Consider the following 19,801-nt stretch of genomic DNA (forward strand, 5'->3'; position numbering starts at 1 on the left):
CAATGCCCCTGCCTCCAATCCTGACTTTTGCGCTGCGCCGTATCTTGCAGGCGATACCGGTCATTCTCCTCATCATGATTGGCTCGTTTCTCCTTATCAAACTTGCCCCCGGTGACACGGTTGACGCATTGGTGGGTGATATGGGAGGGGCTGACCCGCAATTTGTTGCAAGTCTGCGTGCCGACTATGGTCTTGACCAGTCTGTATGGGTTCAACTTTGGATTTACATGACAAAGCTGGCCCAGTTCGACTTCGGCTGGTCCTATGTTTATGAACTGCCGGTACGAGATGTTTTAATATCCCGTCTGGTGCCGACGCTGCTGCTGATGGTTTCGTCGCTTTCGATAGCCTTTATTTTTGGCATAGCACTCGGCGCCTTCGCGGCAAGACGTGCGTACTCGTTTACAGATAATGCCATCTCGACGCTCGGCCTGATCTGTTACGCAATGCCGAGCTTTTTCCTCAGCCTTATTCTGATGTTTGTATTCTCGGTGAAGCTTGGCTGGCTTCCAGTTGGTGGTTACAAAACCATCGCTGGTTTTTACACGGGCTGGAAGAATGTCTGGGATATAACCGTGCATCTCGTCATGCCGACAACGGCACTGTCGCTGATTTACGTTGCTTTCTATATGCGGCTGATGCGCACCAGTGTCCTCGAAGTCGAAAGCCTCGATTATGTTCGTACCGCTCGCGCCAAAGGTGCGAGCAACGCACGAGTGATGTTTCATCACATCATGCGCAACGCCTTTCTGCCGGTCGTAACGCTGCTCGGACTTCAATTCTCGACTGTGCTTGGTGGTTCAGTGGTGATCGAAACGATTTTCTCGCTGCCCGGCCTTGGCCAGTTGGCTTACACTTCTGTGATAAAGCGCGATCTCAACACGTTGATGGGGATCATCTTCCTATGCTCAGTGCTCGTGGTGATCGTGAATTTCATCACCGATCTTATCTATGCGCGGCTTGATTCCAGGATCGAACTGTCATGACGTCTCAAGACCTTACTCTTCCTCGCCCCCAAGCCTCGCGTGCCCGCATTTTGTGGCAGCGTTTTAGTCGTAACCGTGCTGCTGTGTTGGGGCTTGTTCTGTTTATTGCAGTGGTGATGATCGCAATTTTAGCCGGGGTCATCACGCCCGGCGATCCTCTGCGTCGCGTGGGCGATCCGCTTACATGGCCATTCGTTAATGCCGCAACGCCGCTGGGAACCGATCAGCTTGGGCGCGATATTATGGCGGGCATATTTCACGGCGCACGCATTTCGTTGCTGATTGGCGTTGTTGCTACCATGATTTCGATTGTCATCGGCGTCATTATTGGCGCAGTTGCCGGTTATTATGGCGGCTGGGTTGATGACGCACTCATGCGGGTGACTGAAGCGTTCCAGACCGTGCCTAGCTTTGTGCTTCTGCTGACACTGGTGGCAATTTTCGGATCATCGATCGAAAATATCATCATTTGCATCGGCATTGTTTCGTGGACCGCGCCTGCGCGAATGGTTCGTGCGGAATTCATGGCTCTGCGCAATCGTGAGTTTGTCGATGCAGCTCGTAATCTCGGTGTCGGTAATCTGTCGATCATCTTCCGCGAAATCCTTCCCAATGCCTTGCCGCCGGTCGTCGTCTTTGCGTCGGTGGTCATGGCAACTTCCATTCTCATGGAAAGTGCACTGGCATTTCTCAGCCTCGGCGATCCCAATTACGCGAGCTGGGGCAATATGATCGGTCAGGGTCGCGCAGTGCTGCGAACCGACTGGTTCTGCTCGGTTGTTCCTGGCATTGCCATCCTGCTCACCGTGCTTTCTTTCAGCCTGCTTGGCGAAGGGCTTAATGACGCGCTCAACCCAAGGCAGAAGAAGAAATGACTGCGGCTCCTGTTCTAGAAATTCAGAACCTGCAAATCGCTTTGCCTGAGGGCGCGGATCGTCCCTTCGCATTGCAGGATCTGACGTTGACCATCAGTCCGGGCGAAATCCTCTGCCTTGTTGGGGAAAGCGGCTCGGGTAAATCCCTGTCGGCAGGCGCGATCATGCGGCTTTTGCCAGAGCCACATGTGCGGGTCACCCATGGCTCAATCAGGCTCGAAGGCACGGAGCTTTATTCGCTGACCGAAGGCGCCATGAAAAAGCTGCGCGGCGACCGCATCGGCATGATTTTTCAAGAGCCAATGACTGCACTCAACCCACAAAAGACCGTGGGATGGCAGATTGATGAGGTGCTACGTCTACATACGAAGCTCAGCCGCAAGGAGCGTCGTGTGGCTGTGCTCGACATGTTGGGTGAAGTCAAAATTCCTGATCCGATGTCAGCATATAGTGCCTATCCGCATCAGATTTCCGGTGGTCAGCGCCAGCGTGTCATGATCGCCATGGCGCTTATCCTGAAACCGCGCCTCATCATTGCCGATGAACCGACAACTGCCCTCGATGTCACCACACAAGCGCAAATTCTGAAGCTGATCCGGGATCTTCAACGCGAACACAATACCGGCATTTTATTCATCACCCACGACTTTGGCGTGGTGGCGGAAATAGCGGATCGTGTTGCAGTGCTTCGTCTTGGTCAGCTGGTCGAAGAGGGACCTGCCCAGGAAGTCCTCAACAACCCGCAGCATCCCTACACTCAGGCGCTAATCGCATCGGTTCCAGCGCTGACGCCACCAGAGGTGAAGCAATCAGTCAATAGCCAGCCTGTCATTCTGAAAGCCAGCGACCTGCGCAAGACTTTCAAGGCGCAAGGTGGTTTGTTCAGCGGCAAGCGCAGCGCTGTGCCTGCCGTCAAAGACTTGTCGTTTGAACTGAGGCAGGGTGAGACGCTGGGCGTGGTTGGCGAAAGCGGATCGGGGAAAACCACAGTTTCGCGGATCGTGACACGACTTCTTGCAGCTGACAGCGGCAAAGTCGATGTGAATGGCCGTGATTTTCTGAGCGTAAGCGGACGTGAAGTTCGCGCCATGCGCAAAGATATTCAAATGGTCTTTCAGGATCCGATGGCGTCACTCAACCCCCGCCGCCGCGTCGTTGACCTGATTGCACAGGGACCAATTGTCCATGGTATGCCAAAAAAGCAGGCGCATGCGAAGGCGCGTGAACTGCTCGAACTGGTCGAGCTTTCGCCTGCCGCCGCTGATCGCTTTCCGCATGAGTTTTCGGGCGGTCAGCGTCAGCGCATCGGCATTGCGCGTGCACTGGCACTTGAGCCGCGCATTATCGTGGCAGATGAACCGGTTTCCGCACTTGATGTCTCGGTTCAAGCACAGGTTCTGCGCTTGCTGGCTGATCTGCGTGAAAGGCTGAACCTTTCATTGTTGTTTGTAACGCATGATCTGCGTGTTGCCGCCCAGCTCTGCGACCGCATCATAGTTATGTCGAAGGGCGAAATCGCTGAAGCCGGGCCAACTGCTGAAGTCTTCGCCAATCCGCAGCATGAATATACGCAGCGCCTGCTTGCCTCTATTCCTGGCAAGAATTGGACGCCTCCTCGCTCCAACAGCGCAGAATGAAAGCGCCAGACATTATGGAAAATATCCAGTTCCCGCCATCTATCTGGGCTGCAACAGCCCCGGCCCGTAAGCCCGCATTTCCCCTAAGCAGCGATACTGAGGCAGATGTCGTTATCGTGGGCGGTGGTTTCACCGGCCTTTCGGCAGCACTACACCTTGCCAGGCGTGGCAAGCGTGTGCTTTTGCTTGAAGGCAAAGCAGTGGGCTGGGGAGCGTCCGGGCGCAACAATGGTCAGGTTATTCCGACCATGACCGCTGCTGAACCTGATGCAATCGCCAAACGTTACGGAACGTCGGGTGAACGTTTTGCAAAGCTGATCGGTAACAGTGCGGATATTCTGTTTTGCATCGTGCGTGAGGAAAACATTGAGGCAGAAGCAGAGCAAACCGGCTGGTTCCAGCCTGCGCACTCACCAGGACGGGTCCAGCTTTCAAAAGCGCGTGTTGAAGCGTGGAAACGTTTTGGTTTTCCGGCTGAATATCTCGATAGCGCGGCGACCGCCAAGCTTCTAGGCAGCGATTTCTGGTATGGCGGCATGTTCAATCCGACTGGTGGCCATATCAATCCGCTGGCCCTTGCCCGTGGATTGGCAGCCGCCGCTGAACGCCATGGCGCAGTTATTCATGAACAAAGCCCTGTTACTTCCTATGAGCGCAAGGGCGATCATTGGGAAGTGCGTACCGATAATGCAACGGTCCGTGCAAAAGGTTTTCTGCTTGCGACCAACACCTATACGGGCGAGTTGCGCGAAAAGCTTGCGCCACGTCTGGCGCGCACTATCGTACCTGTTCTCTCATGGCAGATGGCGACAACGCCGGTCAGCGACAACCTCCGCGCGACGATCCTTCCCGGTCGCCAGGCGGTCTCCGACACGCGTGGGGATCTGCGCTTTTTCCGTTATGACGCACGCAATCGTCTGATTACCGGCGGTGTGGTGATGGGCGATTACAATGTTGCAGAACGTGTGAAGCATAAGGCTGCACGCAATCTTGCAGAGGCTTTCCCGGCGCTTGGCGAGCCAGAAATGACCCACGTCTGGAGCGGCTATATCGGTATGACGTGGGACCGCTTTCCGCGTGTTCACCAACTCGGCACGGATGGCTGGGCATGGATCGGCTGCAATGGCCGGGGTGTGGCACTCGGCACAGCACTTGGACGCGAGATAGCACGCGCACTGGATGGCGAGCCGGTTCAGGAACTTGCATTGCCAGTTTCGGAGCCGGAACCGCTACCTTTCCATAAAATTGCAAGGAAGATCGCACCGTTCTATCTCGCATGGTTGCGCCGCAAAGATCTCAAAGAGCCCAATCTCTGAGCTGACTATTCAACATTCATGTGAAAGGTAGATCCATGAATCAAATGCCAATTCTTGAACGTCGCCGTATCGAGGCACTCGTTCTGAAAAATGTCTATGAGGTTCTTCGCGAGCGTTCGGGCGAGGAAGAAGCTCAGGCAGCAATCGGCGAAGCTGTGACCCGTTCAGCAATCGAACAAGGGAAAAACTTCGCCGAAGAACTTGGCCGGACGCCTGATCTTCAGGACTTTGCCGATATTCTCCCACTCTGGACCAAAGATAATGCGCTGGAAATTGAAGTGTTGTCTCAGGGGAAGGATCATTTCGATTTCAATGTGAAACGTTGCCGCTATTCGGAAATGTATCGCGCTATGGGATTGGGTGAGATTGGCCACCTGCTGTCCTGCAATCGTGATGGCGATTTCTGCATCGGCTATAATCCAGAAATGAAGCTGGAGCGCACACAGACCATCATGAAGGGCGCAAGCCATTGCGATTTCCGTTATAGCCTTGATACCAACCAACAGGGAGCCTGATATGCCGGTTGAAAACTGGACCTCGAACGAGCTTGACGATCTGATTGCCTTCCGCCGTGATCTGCATGAAAATCCGGAACTGCTTTATGATGTAAATCGGACTGCGAAAAACTGGCAGACGCATTGCGTGCGGCTGGCCTTGACGAAGTGGTAACCGGTATTGGCCGCACAGGTGTCGTCGGTGTCATTCGTGGACAGACCAACAAATCTGGTCGCGCTGTCGCTCTGCGTGCTGATATGGATGCGCTGCCGATTTTTGAAGAGACCGGTGCGGAATGGTCATCGAAGGTTCCGGGGAAAATGCACGCCTGCGGCCATGATGGTCACACCACCATGCTTCTGGGCGCAGCACGCGAACTGGCTCAAAGCCGCGCCTTTGATGGCACCGTCATTGTCATTTTCCAGCCTGCCGAAGAAGGTGGCGCGGGTGCAAAAGCCATGATCGATGACGGTCTTTTCAAACGCTGGCCCGTTAATGAAGTTTACGGCATGCACAACCGTCCCAATCTTGAAGTTGGCAACTTCACGATTAACTCAGGCCCAATCATGGGATCGGTGGACGTGATCGACATCGTAATCGACGGTGTGGGCGGTCACGCCGCATCGCCGCATCATACGATTGATCCAATTCCAGTGACGGCTGCGCTTATTCAGGCCATTCAAACGCTGACTGCCCGAACAATCGATCCGTTGGATTCTGCTGTTATCTCGATCACCACCATACATGGCGGTGATGCTTTCAACGTTATTCCGCAGTCGATCAAGCTAACCGGAACTGTGCGCACCTTGCGTGAAGAAGTACGGGATCATGTCGAAGAGCGTCTAACTCGTGCTGTGCAGGGTATAGCGGATGCTTTTGGGGCAAAGGCCACACTCGATTATCAGCGTAATTATCCTGTGACGGTCAACCACGAGCATGAAACTGAGCTGGCAGCTCTTGCAGCTGAAGCCGTAGCAGGTGCAGAACGCGTGACGCGTGACATGCCGGCAACTCTTGGTGGTGAAGACTTTGCATTCATGCTCAATGAAGTGCCGGGCGCGATGATCAACATTGGTAATGGCCCCAGTGCCAATCTGCATCATCCCAAGTATGACTTTAATGATGACGTTATAGCTTGGGGCTCTTCTTACTGGACGACACTGGTACGCCAGCGTTTACCAGCCTGATGGTTTCTATTTCGCGGTTCTCCACTTTCAGAGTGCTTTGGCGATTGGACTTCCCCTTCAAAAGTGGAGGGCTTCTGTCAGACAAGTCTGACAGAAGCCTTAGAATTGAAGCAGCGAGAATTTACAGGAGAATTCAAACGCGAAGCCGTTCGGATTTTAACGACGAGTGGTCGAGGCATTTCATCGGTTGCCGAGGACCTTGGCATTGGCAAATTAACACTTGACCGCTGGCGTCGTAATTTTGCTGAGTAAGATTTACTCTCCGCTCCGCATGAAGGCATGAGCCAGGAGCTTGCCCGGCTTCGTAAAGAAAACGAGCTTCTACGACAGGAACGAGATTTATTAGAAAAGCGACAGCTCATTTCGAAAGACGACGGGCGGTAGCATGTTTTAAATCAGCGGCGCTCAAGTCGTGAAGCTCACCTGGTCCGCGTTTGCGTTGTCAGATCGAGACGCCATCTTCACTTTCATTGAGGCGGAGAATCCCTCATCTGCAATCATGGTCGACGATCGGATAGTCGCGGCTGCTCGTAGCGCAATTGATTTTCCGGCGAGTGGTTGGGTTAGCAGAATTGCCGGGACGCGGGAACTGGTTATAAACGGTACCCCATAAGTCGTGGCTTACGCTATAACACAATCGGCCGTTCGTATCCTCCGCCGACTTCATGGCGCACGGGAATGGCCTGACATGATCCCAACCAGCTGCGCTTCCAACTTTATTTCTGGGGTCAACGGCGCGCCAATTCGCTTCTCTCCAAGATCAATGGGCGATACTGCCGTTGAGGAGGGGCAATCGTCAAAAATCTGGACGGGCAATCAAAGCACTGATGATATTTTGGGTGCCAAATTCCTTATTCGCACGAGTAATACTTCCAAGCAATTAATACCGGGCCATCTCGGCCTGGAAGTTTGTTACGCGATGAATCCGCTGGGCATTTGACGATGAACAGCCCTGTTCACGGGCCATGCGCCGCAGAAGGTTGTGATGGGATGGACGCCCCTCCGACGGCCTTAATGTGGCAGAATGGAAGCGTTGAGCACCATTGTGGAGGATGCGTCCATGAAAGAGATTACTAGGGTTGGTTTAAACAGCATGTCCACACATTATCTTGACATGATTTCGAACAGAGGGGCTGTTTTATCGGACAGCCTATTCGGACTAAGTGAGCCTATACCGTGCACCTCTGGCTATGTCCGCGTCTCAACAACCGGCCAAATCACGGAAAAACAGATCCAGGAAATCGAAGCCGCCGGCTTTCAAGTCGAGCCGCGCCGGGTCGTCACTGAAAGATTTCCGGCAGCACCGCCATCGCGCAACGTCGCGGCTCTTCCCGGTTGTTGGATACGCTGGAGTCCGGAGACATCCTCATCGTCACCAAGCTCGACCGCCCTGGTTGTGATGCTATCGATGTAAGCAGTACCGTCAAAGCCCTCGCGGAAATGGACGTGAAGGTCTACTGCCTCGCACTCGGCGGGGCCGACCACCATTTTGCGGGTTCACGGTCCGTTCGACCTTAGCGTACTGTTTTGCGATGCTCTTGTTCCGACCGTTCAAGACAGTTTCAGCGTCCGGTACTGTGGAAAATTTCGTTTTCCGTTAAGAAATCCACTATCTACGCGCAAGTCAATTTCAGCGTGGATAAGTCACTGAAATCACGGGTTTACCCACACAGGGTCTGGCGGCTCCGACCAGGCGAAGCGCCGGCATTATACAGAAGTCGCCCAGGGATCGATGACCTCCAGTCCCGCGGCTCGAAACGGGCTGGTATCGCGGGTCGCCACAATAAAGCCATGGGCCGCAGCAGTAGCCGCGATGTAGCCGTCAGCGTTGGCGATAGCCTTACCAGACGTCCGCGCTTGTGCCATCAGATCGGCGTAGTGCTTGGTCGTGGCCAGGTCGAAGGCCAGGACGCGGCCAGCGAAGGCCGGCAAAACCTCGTGCTCCAGTCGTTGCTGATAAATCGTGCGGCGCTTCCCCTCTGGCATCGCCGCAAGGCCATAGCGCAACTCGGCGACAGTGATGGCAGATAGGTAAAGCGTTTCAATGGCCTGTGCATCGAACCACGTCAGCGCGTCGGGGTGTGGCTCGACTTTCCACATCTCGGAAATCACGTTGGTGTCGATGACAATCATTCAAACCTCATCGGTTCGGCCGGCGTCTTGTCGCGCACACTGTCAAATACGGCGTGCTCTTCATCCGTCAGGCCGCCGGCCTCGCGGGCGATGGACGCCAGCAAGGAACCCAGCTTGACGCGCTGAGGCGGTCGAGCGGCGGTTTCGAGAATTTCGCGGATTTCCGCCTCGGTGCTACGGCCGTGGTGGGCGGCGCGTACACGAAGCGCCCGATGCACAGCATCGGGTAGATTTCTAACGGTCACATTCGCCATTTGATGGCACTCCTGCATTATGATATCGCGGAGATCAGAATATACAAAGTGATATCAAAGCGCAAGCTTGAAACGCTTAAGTTGACCTGTGAGGTCATGCTGAAGCGCGACTTTTGCCGTTTGTGCTTACGCATAACGATGTCTGTTTGCGATTAATTTTTGCCGAAAGACTTCTGCAGGCGTTTTGTACCCCAAACATTTGCGCGGCGTATTGTTGAGCCGATGACAGATGAATGCGAGGTCTCGATCACTGAGGGTGAGCGGATCAAGGTCTCGGGGAAGCCAGCGTCTTGTGCGCCTATTGGTGTTCTCAACAGTGCCTTTCTGCCAGGGGGACTGCGGATCACAGAACCATGTTTGAGACCCTATCCCATTCTGTAGATACGACCATTCTGTAAACTCAGTGCCACGATCAAACGTGATTGATCGGCGGGCCATTTGGGGCAGGGGTTGGAGTACCCTAATCACCCCATCCATCACCGGCCGTGACTGCCGATCATTGTTGCGCAACAAAACCGTAAAGCGGCTCACCCGCTCGACCAGAGACGTCACATTGGCTTTGCCGAACCTCTTGCGAAACTGGATGAGGTCGCACTCCCAATGACCGAATTGCTTGCGCCTGGCAACCATATCCGGGCGGTGCAAGATGCTCAGTTCAGGCGGAAAGCGGCGTCCATGATGACGCCGGGCATGACGTGGGCGGCGTCGGGCACGACGTTCCGGCAGATATTTCCAAAGCTCTTCTTTTCGACCGTCGGTGGAATACACAAACTGATAGATTGTTTCGTGACTGACAGATATGGGATGTTGCTCCAACCGCATTCTCCCAGCAATCTGTTGCGGCGACCATCCATCGCTGATGTGATCTATCACGGACTGCCGTAGCTCATCATACCGAATGAGCTTGCGTTGCTTCGAACGCCGCTCGCGGCATTTCTGCTCAGCAATCGTACAGTAATAGCCGTTTAAATCCTTAATCTCATCATCGTTAAACTGATTGCGTTTCAGTTCACGAAAAATGGTCGAGCGGTGCCTTCCAAGCTTCTCAGCAATAACGTCGACGGAAAGTTTTGCAGTGCGCCAGCGCGCTATCCTGCGGCGTTCATCCAAATCAATATGCGAATAGGTGCGGTCCATGACAGGTTCCTTGCATTGGATAACTCATTGTTATCATTTGCAAGTCGCACTTCAAACTAGAACCCACCCCGGCTACATACATTGATTGCATAATATGTATTATGGAACGAACTAATGGATATTGCTATATAGTTTCCATGTCGGCGATGTTAGCAAGAGCTACCGCGTCATGACGGGACCTTGGCGTTGCGCCAATGACTAACTTCTCACTGCGTGATTGGCTTCCCTGAACTGCTGTTTAGCCAGAGGTGTTGGAATCATGCCGCTGGTTTGTTTGAACCTACAGTAAGATGGATACCAAGGGCCTTCATTACACCGAGGAGAGTAGATAGTTTGGGGTCGCCTTTTTCGCTCAGTGCTTTGTAAAGAGCTTCGCAGGTGATGCCTGCTTCTTTGGCAACATTGGTCATACCAAGAGAACGAGCAATATCACCAAGTGCCACGGCAATATCTTTGGTTTCACCATCTTCAAAGGCGGCTTCAAGACATCCGCGAAATGGTTGGAGCCGGCCTCGTCCAACGTGTGCATGGCGGTGCCCTACCCGTGTCGCCAGCAGGGCTTCCCTTTGTCAAAAGATACCGAGTTTCCAATGAAGAGAAAGTGAGGCTTGCCCGCCGCGGAACGCAGCTAATCTCATCCGGCCATCTCGTGATTATGGACGGTGGTACCACGAATCTCGAACTTGCCCGACAGCTGCCGAGAGACCTTGCGGTGACAATTGTCACCAATAGCCCACGGATAGCGACTGAAACATCCGAGCACCCTCATATCGAAGTCATCCTTCTCGGAGGCGGTTTCGATAAAAGAAGCCAGATGACTTTGGGCGCACATGTCCTGGCCGAGATTGCACTCATCAAAGCGGACCTCTGTTTCCTCGGCGTACACGGCATCCAACCCGAACTGGGACTGACAACCGCTGGCTATGATGAAGCAACTATCAAGTAGGCGATGATGACTGCATCTGCCGAGGTTGTCGCCCTGGTGACCCAGAATAAATTCGGAACCGCCGCTGCCCACAAGTTCGGGCAGACATCTGAACTCGCTTCTATTGTCACCGAGGATACCTTGGTCGCGCGACAGTTCTCGACCGACGCGGGTACAAATGCGAGAATGCTGTTTGTATGAAAATTGTAAGTTACTCGACGTGAGCATTGGCGTTTCAGGCATGCCCGTAAATCATGCCATCTCGACGCTAAAACAAGCATGCCATCGCTCATTAGATTGCAATCCCATGCGCCGAGTTTCGTGGAATCCGAGGCACTGGCTGTTCCAATATTCTCCCGGAAGACCCTAGCATTGCAAATTGCAGGCTTGGCATCGGAAACACGCGCACATGCTTGCCGCAACTCTCCCGCGTATCGACTGTAGAGACAAAGGAGCAATCGTTGCTGCAACTTGGCCCAGGGCAAAATGCCTCGTGGGAGACCGAGGTTTCGAACGCATTAAGAAACCCGGTATCGAGTGCGGCTTCTTTTAAAACCTCAAGGAAACCCGTCATTGGCCCGCACTAGCCAACATCAGATTGAATCGGCGCCAATCCGTCTGGCTCGGGTGCACGTTTGAACGGCGCCGATATCGCTTCGCCGACAATTCTTGGGTCGACTGCCCGTTGACACACGGCATGCAGAGGATTAACAATTGTTCAGATGGTGAACTTTATTACACGAGGCGACTTTGGCGGCGGTGTTTGACAGTGAGGACGATCTGGCGATCCGGGCGGCATGGTTGCACTATGCGGGCGGCATGACCCAGTCTGAAGTCGCTGATCGGCTCAATCTGCCCCGCGTCAAAACCCACCGCCTTATCGCCCGCGCCGTTCAGGCTGGCGCAGTGAACATTTCCATTGAGGGCGAGATCGGCGAATGTATTCGCCTCGAGAACAGCCTCAAGGACGAATACGGACTTGAAGTCTGCGAGGTCGCGCCTGATCTTAATGAAGAAGCTATGCCATTAAAGGCGCTCGGCATTCGCGGAGCCGATTTTCTCTATCGACTGATCGCATCGCAACAATATCAGCTCCTTGGTATCGGCCATGGCCGTACGCTGGCTGCCGCCGCATCCCATCTCCGACGTATTGAAGCGACTGGAATTCGGTTCGTTTCGCTCATTGGCGGACTTGCGCGCAATTATGCAGCCAATCCGCATGATGTCATTCACAAGCTCGCTGAGAAAACATCGGCACCGGCTTACATGCTGCCTGTGCCCTTCGCCGCCAACACGCCAGAGGATCGTGAAGTTCTGCTTTCACAGCGCGGCGTCGCTGGTGTGTTTGAGCTTTCAGCAGAATCCGAAGTAAAAATCGTCGGTATCGGCAATGTGGAAGCCGATGCTCAACTCGTCGCGGCCGACATGATCGACCGCGAAGAAATCTCCAGTATCAAGGCCATGGGAGCAAGGGCCGAGGTTCTGGGATACTTCTTCGACACAGAAGGCAAGCATGTGGAAACGCCGCTCACTGCGCGTTCGATCACGCTCGACCTTGACGTGCTGAGGAAGAGCCGCCTGATCGCAATTGCAGGGGGGCGGGATAAGGTCGGCGCGATCCGCGCCGTTTTAAAATCCGGTCTGCTTTCAGGCCTGATCGTTGACGAAGTAACTGCAAGGAATCTTTTGTCATACGCCCCTTGAGGAGGGGGCTTTCTGGGAGGAACGAAATTGTACGATAAAGAGAAAGACCTGATCGCAGCGTTTCAGCGCGGACAGATGAGCCGTCGCAGCCTTATGAAGGGGCTCGGCATTTTAGGGATGAGTGTTTCATCCGCGTCGGTTCTGCTGAACCTGAGCGCCACACGCGCCCTCGCCGCTGATTTCGATTGGAAAAAGCACGAAGGCAAGACCGTCAAGCTTTTGCTGAACAAGCACCCCTATACCGACGCGATGATCGCCAATCTCAAGGCGTTCAAGGAACTGACCGGTATGGAAGTCAAATATGATGTCTTCCCGGAAGATGTCTATTTCGACAAGGTGACCGCAGCCCTTTCATCAGGCTCAACCGAGTATGATGCCTTCATGTCAGGCGCTTACATGACATGGACCTATGGCCCTGCTGGCTGGATCGAAGATCTCAAACCCTATATCACCGATGCAAGCCAGACCAATCCCAATTACAACTGGGACGATTTCCTCAAGCCTGTCGTTGACAGTTGCGCATGGAATGGAAAGCCGGGCGGACAGCTCGGATCGGAAGACGCCAAACAATGGTGTATCCCGATGGCTTATGAAATGAATAACCTCACCTACAACAAGCGCATTTTCGACGCCAACAAGCTGACCGTTCCGACCACGCTCGACGAGCTGATTGAAACCGGTAAGAAGGCCAAGGGCGTGCTTTCCGGTGGATATGGCGTGGGCGTTCGCGGGTCGCGCAGCTGGGCGACAATCCATGCCGGCTTCCTCTCCGGCTATGCCAATTTCGGCCAGAAAGACCTCACAGTTGCCGATGACGGCATGTTGTCGGCGGCCATGAACACCGATGTTTCCAAGGATTACCACAAGAAGTGGGTGCAGATGATCCAGGAAGCCGGTGCCCCTGACTGGTCGACGCATACCTGGTATCAGGTCGGCACGGATCTGGGTGCCGGGAAATCGGCCCTCATTTATGATGCAGACTGCCTTGGCTATTTCATGAACGGTCCGGGCAATGCCGAAATGGGCAATCTTGCCTATGCAGCCTTCAAGCCGAACCCGGAAGCCTCAGGCCCAACGCCAAATGTCTGGATCTGGTCGCTCTGCATGTCGAGCTTCTCCAAGCAGAAGGACGCAACATGGTTCTTCCTGCAATGGGCGACCGGCCCTGAACACGACCTGTTCGGCGCACGCGAAATGGATCTGACAAACCCTGTCCGCAAATCGGTCTGGGCGGACCAGACCTATCGCGACAAGATCGCTGCGAAATATCCGGGTTATGTCGAAATGTTCGACGCCTCGGCGAACGGTGCATCGATCAAGTTCACGGCACAGCCGTTGTTCTTCGACCTGACCACCGAATGGGCTGCGATGCTGCAAAAGATGGTGGCAAAGGAAGTGCCTGTCGATGAAGGTCTCGACCAGCTGGCTGAAAGCGTGAACCGCCAGCTGAAAGAAGCCGGTCTCGGCTGAAAATGATGCAACGAGGGGCGACGGTCAATACCGCTGCCCTCATCATTCCCATTCAGTATTCCGCCTGCCTGACAAGGAACGGGACGTGTTTGTCTCGATGGCGGAGCTTTGCCGAGGACACCGCCTCATGAACGATATGACCAGAGCGCCCGTGCTTCGCCGCCGTCGTGTCAGTCGCCGAATGCTACCCTATCTGCTGAGCCTGCCAGCGCTGCTGACATGCATTGGCATTCTCGTGCCTTTTTTGACAGCGGTTGCCTATTCGCTTCAGCGATACCGGCTTTCGCAGCCATGGGCCCGCAAATGGAATTGGGGCGAAAATTACCTCAACTTCATGACCGACGCGGCCTTCTGGAACACGCTCAAAGTCTCCGCCACCTATGCGTTTTCGACCGTAATCTGTGAACTGTTGCTGGGCCTTGGCATCGCGCTTTTGCTGCAGCGCCGGACCATGATCAACAATGCAATTTCGATCATGCTTCTAATGCCGCTGATGACCGCACCCGCCCTCGCCGCCCTGATGTGGAAACTGATGACCAATCCTGGTTTCGGTATTATGTCATGGTTGGCCACGCAAGTGGGGCTTGAGAATTTCCGCTGGGCATCCGATCCCGCAACCGCAATGTTGACCGTGGTGATTGTTGACATCTGGGTCTACACACCCTTCATCATGATCCTGTTGCTGGCAGGCCTGCGTTCGTTACCACAGCAACCTTTTGAAGCCGCAACCCTTGATGGTGTGCCGCGCCTGTTCGTTTTCTGGCGCATTACGCTGCCGATGTTGACACCGTTCTTACTTACTGCAACGCTTTTCCGTGTCATCGAAAGCATCCAGCAATTCGATATTATTTACGCCATGACCCAGGGCGGGCCGGGCAACCGGCTGACCGTCTTCCAGGTCGAAGCCTATCTCAATTTCTTCCAGTCCACCAATGTCGGGCGTTCCGCAGCACTGATGATTATCCTCTGGGCAATCACCTACACGCTGTCGAACATATTCATCAAGCAATGGCTCCGCCTTCGCGAAAAATCCCATGCCGAAGCGTAAGAGGATATGACGATGCAACATGTTCACCCTCTCGAACGCATCCTGCGTGTCATTGCGCTGACCCTTGTGGTGCTGTTCTTCATGTTTCCGATTGTCTGGATTTTCCTGATGAGTTTCCAGACCAACGAAACCATTCTGCGCGTTCCGCCCTCCGTGGTGTTCTCGCCCACACTTGAAAACTACACCGCACTGATTTCCGGCAAGCTGCAAACATCGGCAGGCATTCTGGAAATCAGTTTCATGAAGAACCTGTTCAACTCGTTCTTCCTCTCAGTGACATCGGTCGCAATCGGACTTCTGCTTGGCGTTCCTGCAGCCTATGCCTTTGCACGGTTGAAATTCCGTGGCTCGGAAGACATCGCTTTCACGCTGCTGTCGTTCCGCTTTGCCCCGCCACTGCTGGTATTGCTGCCACTCACAATCTATTTTCAGCAGATCGGTCTCAGCGATACTTATGTTGGCCTTATCTGGGTCTACCAGCTTATCGTTCTGCCGCTGATCCTTTGGATCGTGCGTGGATATTTTGAGGATATGCCCGCCGATATCGAATATGCCTATCGTATCGCAGGCCATAGCTGGGGTGCCACCTTCCGCAAGATCGCTCTGCCACTTGCTGGTCCCGGCATTGCAGCCGCAGCACTGCTGGCTTTCATCTTCGCCTGGAACAACTTCGTTTTTGCACTGGTGCTTGCATCGGCGGACAAACAGCCGGTGACGGTGGGTGCGCTTGCCTTCGTGACAGCCTCCGGCATCCAGTACGGACAAGTCGCAGCGGCCATCGTGCTCTCGATTGCGCCTACTTTCGCCATCGCACTTTATGCCCAACGTTATCTCGTCGAGGGCTTGTCGCTCGGCGCGGTGAAAGGGTGAGACATGTCCATATCACTGAAAAACATCCATAAATCCTTCAAGAGCCATAAAGTCCTCGATAATGTTTCCTTTGACGTCGCAACCGGCGAAACCGTGGTTCTTTTTGGTCCATCCGGTGCGGGCAAGACTGTTCTTCTTCGCCTGATTGCCGGCGTGGTTGACCCGGACGAAGGCAGCATTTTCCTCAATGGGCAAGACATGGCAGGTGTCGAGCCGGAAGATCGCGGCCTCGGAATGGCATTCCAGAACTTTGCACTCTTTCCGCATATGGACGCGGCTGAAAACATAGCTGCGCCACTCACCGCACGGCGGCACGGCAAGGACAAGATCCGGGAGGCTGTTGGCAATCTTGCACGGCTCCTGAAGATTGATCATGTCATAAGCCACAAGCCAAAGGAGCTATCCAACGGCCAGAAGCAGCGCACCGCCCTCGCCCGTGCGCTCGCTGGCGACCCGTCGATCCTGCTGCTCGACGATCCGTTGCGCAATGTCGATGCCAAGCTGCGTTTTGAAATGCGGCTTGAACTGCCGCGTCTGCTGCGTGAACGCAATGCGACCGTCATATACGTGACGCAGGATTATAAGGAAGCTATGGCTCTGGGCGACCGAATTGCTGTTCTGGATACCAAAGGCATAACGCAGATCGGCACCCCGGAGGATATCTACTGTCGTCCGGCAACCATTGAAATTGCGCGGCTGTTTGGCGATCCGGTTATCAACCTTCTCGAAATAACGCCTGAGAAAATGCCGACAGGCGCTATCGAAACACGGCTCTCGGGCGGTCGTCTCGTCCTGTCTCAAAGCCTCGCAGCGCATGTGGGCCAGTCATTGCTTCTGGGTCTGCGCCCTGAATCAATCCGGTTCGTCGCCTCCGATACACCCGGCGCAATCCCCATCACCATCGAAGCCGAAACGCCCTTGAATGAAAAGACCGTTTCGCTTGCCGTTACGGAGCGCGGCCGCGAAATCATGCTTTCAAGGCCGGCGGGAACCTACGCACCCGATCGTGGTCCGGCGCATGTCGCTGTCGATGCAAATGCCGTTCTGCTGTTTGATCCTCAAACCGGACGCCGTGTTGAACTGGAGGTCGGACAATGACCAAGACGATGCTCAAACTGACCAATGTCGACAAGTTCTATGGTCCGGTTGGCAAAGGTTTTCATGCGGTCAAAAACCTCAACATGGAAATCAATGCCGGCGAAATCATAGCGCTGTTAGGCTCATCGGGCTGTGGCAAGACCTCGACGCTGCGTATGATTGCAGGGTTTGAGCCTGTCTCTCGCGGCACAATCAACATGGCCGGACGCGAAGTGCATCAGTTGCCACCAGTCCGCAGGCATGTCGCGATGGCCTTCGAGGGATATTCGCTTTATCCGACTGTGAATGTTCGCGACAATATCGCCTTCGCACTGAAGGCTGCAAAGCTTCCGGAAAGCGATGTCACCCGCCGCGTCAATGAAGTGGCGGGGATGCTGGAAATCACGGACATCCTGCATCGCATGCCCGGCACGATTTCCGGCGGGCAGCAGCAGCGCGCGTCGCTTGCACGCGCGCTGGTACGCGAGGCCGATCTCTATCTGCTTGATGAGCCAATGGGCCAGCTTGAACCACAACTGCGCACATTGCTGCGTGGCCGTATCAAGCATTACATCAAAGAGCACGGGCTGACCGCCATTCTGGTGACTCACGATCAGACGGAAGCCAACGCTTTGGCTGACCGTATCGCCGTGATGGAAGGTGGCGTCCTGCAACAATTTGCAAGCCCGCAGGAAATCAAGTTCAAACCGGCCAATCTGTTCACCGGCACTTTCGTCGGCGAACCACCGATGAATACCTTTCCCGCCAAAGCTTCGGCAGACAGCGACGGTGGCTTGAGCTTTGACCTTGGGCACGGCCAGAAACTTGACTATAAGAGCGACGCTTTCAAAGCTGAGACACGCGATCTGGTGGTTTCACTCGGAAATGTCGTGGTTGGTATCAGGCCCTATGCTGTTCAGCGCACGGCTCAAGGTGCGGCCGCAAGGGTCAATGTGAATCAATGGCTCGGCGATCAAAGCCATATTGGCGCAACGCTTGGTGACAGGCCATTGGTTCTCGTCGAGCATGAGCGCAGTGCTGTTCAAGTTGGCGAGAGCATAGGCGTGCATTTTCCTGCCAATGACCTGCATGTATTTGATGCCAATAGCGGACAGGCGATCACTCATGGTCAGGAGATCGCATGATGGCACAACAGGATATACTCATTGGCATCGATGCAGGCACTTCGGTCATCAAAACAGTGGCGTTCGATCTGTCCGGTCAGCAGATAGCGGTCGCAGCCGTCCCCAATCGGTATGTGACGCGGCCTGATGGCGCGGCAGTTCAGGATATGAACGACACCTGGGAAGACGCGGCTCTCGCTTTGCGGCAGCTTGTCGAGAAGGTTCCCGGTATCGCCAATCGTGTCGCTGCGATCGGCGTCACCGGCCAGGGTGATGGTACCTGGCTGATCGACAAGCACGGTGAACCGGTAACTGAGGCATGGCTTTGGCTGGACGCCCGTGCAGCTGATCGTGCGGAAAAGCTCAAGCAGAAGCCGTGCGATCAGGCGCGCTATGTCTCCACCGGTGCCGGGCTCAATTCCTGCCAGATGGGAACGCAACTTGGGCTGATGCGGGAAATCATGCCCGAGGTTTTTGACACAGCCACAACCTCACTTCACTGCAAGGACTGGCTCTATTTCCGTATGACGGGTGAACGGGTAGTTGATCCATCGGAAGCAAGTTTTACTTTTGGCGATTTCCGCACCCGAAATTACTCCCCCGATGTGATTGACGCACTTGAACTCAACGACCTCAAATATCTTCTGCCGCCTGTCATCGATGGCACACAGCAGACACACAAGCTCACGGAAGCTGCGGCACGGCAGACCGGCTTGCGTGCGGGTACTCCGGTCGCTCTCGCTTATGTTGATGTCACCTGCACGGCAATCGGCGGCGGTCTTTTCGCTCAGGACGATATCAATGCCTGCACCATCATCGGTTCGACCGGAATGCATATGGTCGCAAAACCGGCAGAAGACTTCATGCCGGTCGGTGCCCGTTCCGGCTATGTGATGCCGTTGCCGATACCCGGCTGGGTCGCGCAAATTCAGAGCAATATGGCGGCCACCCTCAATCTTGACTGGGTCTTTGCATTAGCCGGTGAAATGGCACGCGATTTTGGACACCAGGCCGACAGAGCCGAGCTGATCGCCCGCCTGAATGGTTGGCTCACCCAGGCACGGCCGGGGCAGCTCCTTTATCACCCCTATATCTCTGAGGCGGGTGAACGCGGGCCATTCATTGATGTAAGCGCGCGGGCAAGCCTGATCGGTCTTAATTCCGGCCATCGTTTCCCGGATATTGTCCGGTCTGTGGTCGAAGGCCTTGGCCTTTCGGCGCGCCATTGCTATTCCGCGATGGGAGAAATACCACGCGAAATTGTCGTCACAGGCGGCGCAGCGCGCGCTGATGAACTGCGTCGTATTCTTGGAGCCTGTCTCGGTGCTGACCTGCGACGGGCGACCCGTGAAGAAGCAGGTGCGACGGGTGCTGCGATGATTGCCGCGGTCGGCGTCGGCCTTGCGCCGGATATGAGAACAATTATCAAGGATTGGGTCAGCCCTACCCTTTCCAGCCCCGAGGGGCCCGACGCCGGACTCGTCCAAAAATATAACCAGATTTTCCCCAGCTACACCGCTTCGGTCGCCGCTCTGGCACCGATCTGGAAGCAATTGTAAATAA

The 19,801-nt window shown here is 54.7% G+C and carries 18 protein-coding genes and 5 pseudogenes; 19 read left to right on the forward strand and 4 right to left on the reverse strand.

Going from position 1 to position 19,801, the window contains the following annotated elements:
• Nucleotides 1–2 precede the first annotated feature (2 nt).
• The 10 genes and pseudogenes from RT142_RS13115 to RT142_RS13160 form a co-directional block, all read left to right on the forward strand.
• A complete protein-coding gene (locus RT142_RS13115; RefSeq protein ID WP_007881000.1) occupies nucleotides 3–986 on the forward strand; it encodes an ABC transporter permease in 984 nt (327 codons plus the stop codon).
• A complete protein-coding gene (locus RT142_RS13120; protein ID WP_007880996.1) occupies nucleotides 983–1,861 on the forward strand; it encodes an ABC transporter permease in 879 nt (292 codons plus the stop codon). The genes RT142_RS13115 and RT142_RS13120 overlap by 4 nt, the downstream gene beginning before the upstream one ends.
• On the forward strand, nucleotides 1,858–3,498 hold the full coding sequence (locus RT142_RS13125) for an ABC transporter ATP-binding protein (RefSeq protein ID WP_112805405.1): 1,641 nt from the start codon (nucleotides 1,858–1,860) through the stop codon (nucleotides 3,496–3,498). Before RT142_RS13120 ends, RT142_RS13125 begins: the two co-directional genes overlap by 4 nt.
• 14 nt (nucleotides 3,499–3,512) lie before the next feature.
• Nucleotides 3,513–4,814 carry an NAD(P)/FAD-dependent oxidoreductase gene (locus tag RT142_RS13130; RefSeq protein ID WP_112805429.1) on the forward strand — a complete coding sequence of 434 codons (1,302 nt, stop codon included), beginning with the start codon at nucleotides 3,513–3,515 and terminating at the stop codon, nucleotides 4,812–4,814.
• 35 nt (nucleotides 4,815–4,849) lie between these two features.
• A complete protein-coding gene (locus tag RT142_RS13135) occupies nucleotides 4,850–5,329 on the forward strand; it encodes an L-2-amino-thiazoline-4-carboxylic acid hydrolase (protein WP_064323171.1) in 480 nt (159 codons plus the stop codon).
• 1 nt (nucleotide 5,330) lies between these two features.
• Nucleotides 5,331–6,496: pseudogene (locus tag RT142_RS13140) on the forward strand (M20 aminoacylase family protein).
• 87 nt (nucleotides 6,497–6,583) lie between these two features.
• Nucleotides 6,584–6,847, forward strand: a pseudogene (locus RT142_RS13145) (transposase); the annotation flags it as partial.
• Nucleotides 6,848–6,908: 61 nt separating this feature from the next.
• A pseudogene (locus RT142_RS13150) lies at nucleotides 6,909–7,196 on the forward strand (type II toxin-antitoxin system RelE/ParE family toxin); the annotation flags it as partial.
• Nucleotides 7,185–7,436, forward strand: a complete 252-nt coding sequence (locus RT142_RS13155; RefSeq protein WP_313029266.1) for a hypothetical protein — start codon at nucleotides 7,185–7,187, stop codon at nucleotides 7,434–7,436. The pseudogene RT142_RS13150 and the gene RT142_RS13155, both read left to right, overlap by 12 nt.
• A gap of 231 nt (nucleotides 7,437–7,667) precedes the next feature.
• A pseudogene (locus tag RT142_RS13160) lies at nucleotides 7,668–7,978 on the forward strand (recombinase family protein); the annotation flags it as partial.
• Between the two features lie 225 nt (nucleotides 7,979–8,203).
• On the opposite strand, the gene RT142_RS13165 reads toward RT142_RS13160, so the two are convergent.
• The 4 genes and pseudogenes from RT142_RS13165 to RT142_RS13180 all read right to left on the reverse strand — a co-directional run.
• A complete protein-coding gene (locus RT142_RS13165; protein ID WP_064323174.1) occupies nucleotides 8,204–8,629 on the reverse strand; it encodes a type II toxin-antitoxin system VapC family toxin in 426 nt (141 codons plus the stop codon).
• On the reverse strand, nucleotides 8,626–8,883 hold the full coding sequence (locus tag RT142_RS13170) for a FitA-like ribbon-helix-helix domain-containing protein (protein ID WP_007880986.1): 258 nt from the start codon (nucleotides 8,881–8,883) through the stop codon (nucleotides 8,626–8,628). Before RT142_RS13170 ends, RT142_RS13165 begins: the two co-directional genes overlap by 4 nt.
• 126 nt (nucleotides 8,884–9,009) lie before the next feature.
• Nucleotides 9,010–10,020: an IS30 family transposase gene (locus RT142_RS13175; protein ID WP_171380048.1), complete on the reverse strand. Its 1,011-nt coding sequence runs from the start codon at nucleotides 10,018–10,020 to the stop codon at nucleotides 9,010–9,012.
• A 257-nt stretch (nucleotides 10,021–10,277) separates the two neighbouring features.
• A pseudogene (locus RT142_RS13180) lies at nucleotides 10,278–10,505 on the reverse strand (addiction module antidote protein); the annotation flags it as partial.
• An 11-nt stretch (nucleotides 10,506–10,516) separates the two neighbouring features.
• Between RT142_RS13180 and RT142_RS24405 the strand changes: the two are divergent.
• From RT142_RS24405 to RT142_RS13220, 9 genes are all read left to right on the forward strand, one after another.
• The gene (locus RT142_RS24405) at nucleotides 10,517–10,966 is read left to right on the forward strand and encodes a DeoR/GlpR family DNA-binding transcription regulator (protein ID WP_094543981.1); all 450 of its coding nucleotides are present in this window, start codon (nucleotides 10,517–10,519) and stop codon (nucleotides 10,964–10,966) included.
• Between the two features lie 3 nt (nucleotides 10,967–10,969).
• On the forward strand, nucleotides 10,970–11,146 hold the full coding sequence (locus RT142_RS24410) for a hypothetical protein (protein ID WP_179253553.1): 177 nt from the start codon (nucleotides 10,970–10,972) through the stop codon (nucleotides 11,144–11,146).
• A 618-nt stretch (nucleotides 11,147–11,764) separates the two neighbouring features.
• Complete coding sequence (locus tag RT142_RS13190; RefSeq protein ID WP_153223376.1) at nucleotides 11,765–12,649, forward strand: sugar-binding transcriptional regulator; 885 nt, start codon at nucleotides 11,765–11,767, stop codon at nucleotides 12,647–12,649.
• 27 nt (nucleotides 12,650–12,676) lie between these two features.
• The gene (locus tag RT142_RS13195) at nucleotides 12,677–14,119 is read left to right on the forward strand and encodes an extracellular solute-binding protein (RefSeq protein WP_064323177.1); all 1,443 of its coding nucleotides are present in this window, start codon (nucleotides 12,677–12,679) and stop codon (nucleotides 14,117–14,119) included.
• A 127-nt stretch (nucleotides 14,120–14,246) separates the two neighbouring features.
• Nucleotides 14,247–15,167, forward strand: coding sequence for a carbohydrate ABC transporter permease (locus RT142_RS13200; protein WP_094543980.1), 921 nt, complete (start codon nucleotides 14,247–14,249; stop codon nucleotides 15,165–15,167).
• A 12-nt stretch (nucleotides 15,168–15,179) separates the two neighbouring features.
• The gene (locus RT142_RS13205; RefSeq protein ID WP_079210875.1) at nucleotides 15,180–16,037 is read left to right on the forward strand and encodes a carbohydrate ABC transporter permease; all 858 of its coding nucleotides are present in this window, start codon (nucleotides 15,180–15,182) and stop codon (nucleotides 16,035–16,037) included.
• Between the two features lie 3 nt (nucleotides 16,038–16,040).
• The gene (locus RT142_RS13210) at nucleotides 16,041–17,135 is read left to right on the forward strand and encodes an ABC transporter ATP-binding protein (RefSeq protein ID WP_094543979.1); all 1,095 of its coding nucleotides are present in this window, start codon (nucleotides 16,041–16,043) and stop codon (nucleotides 17,133–17,135) included.
• Nucleotides 17,132–18,259 carry an ABC transporter ATP-binding protein gene (locus RT142_RS13215; RefSeq protein ID WP_007880239.1) on the forward strand — a complete coding sequence of 376 codons (1,128 nt, stop codon included), beginning with the start codon at nucleotides 17,132–17,134 and terminating at the stop codon, nucleotides 18,257–18,259. The genes RT142_RS13210 and RT142_RS13215 overlap by 4 nt, the downstream gene beginning before the upstream one ends.
• Nucleotides 18,256–19,797, forward strand: a complete 1,542-nt coding sequence (locus RT142_RS13220; RefSeq protein WP_313029123.1) for an FGGY-family carbohydrate kinase — start codon at nucleotides 18,256–18,258, stop codon at nucleotides 19,795–19,797. Before RT142_RS13215 ends, RT142_RS13220 begins: the two co-directional genes overlap by 4 nt.
• Nucleotides 19,798–19,801 lie beyond the last annotated feature (4 nt).

Origin of the sequence: Brucella sp., from assembly GCF_032066345.1 — a bacterium.
In the GTDB taxonomy this organism is placed as follows: domain Bacteria; phylum Pseudomonadota; class Alphaproteobacteria; order Rhizobiales; family Rhizobiaceae; genus Brucella; species Brucella pseudogrignonensis.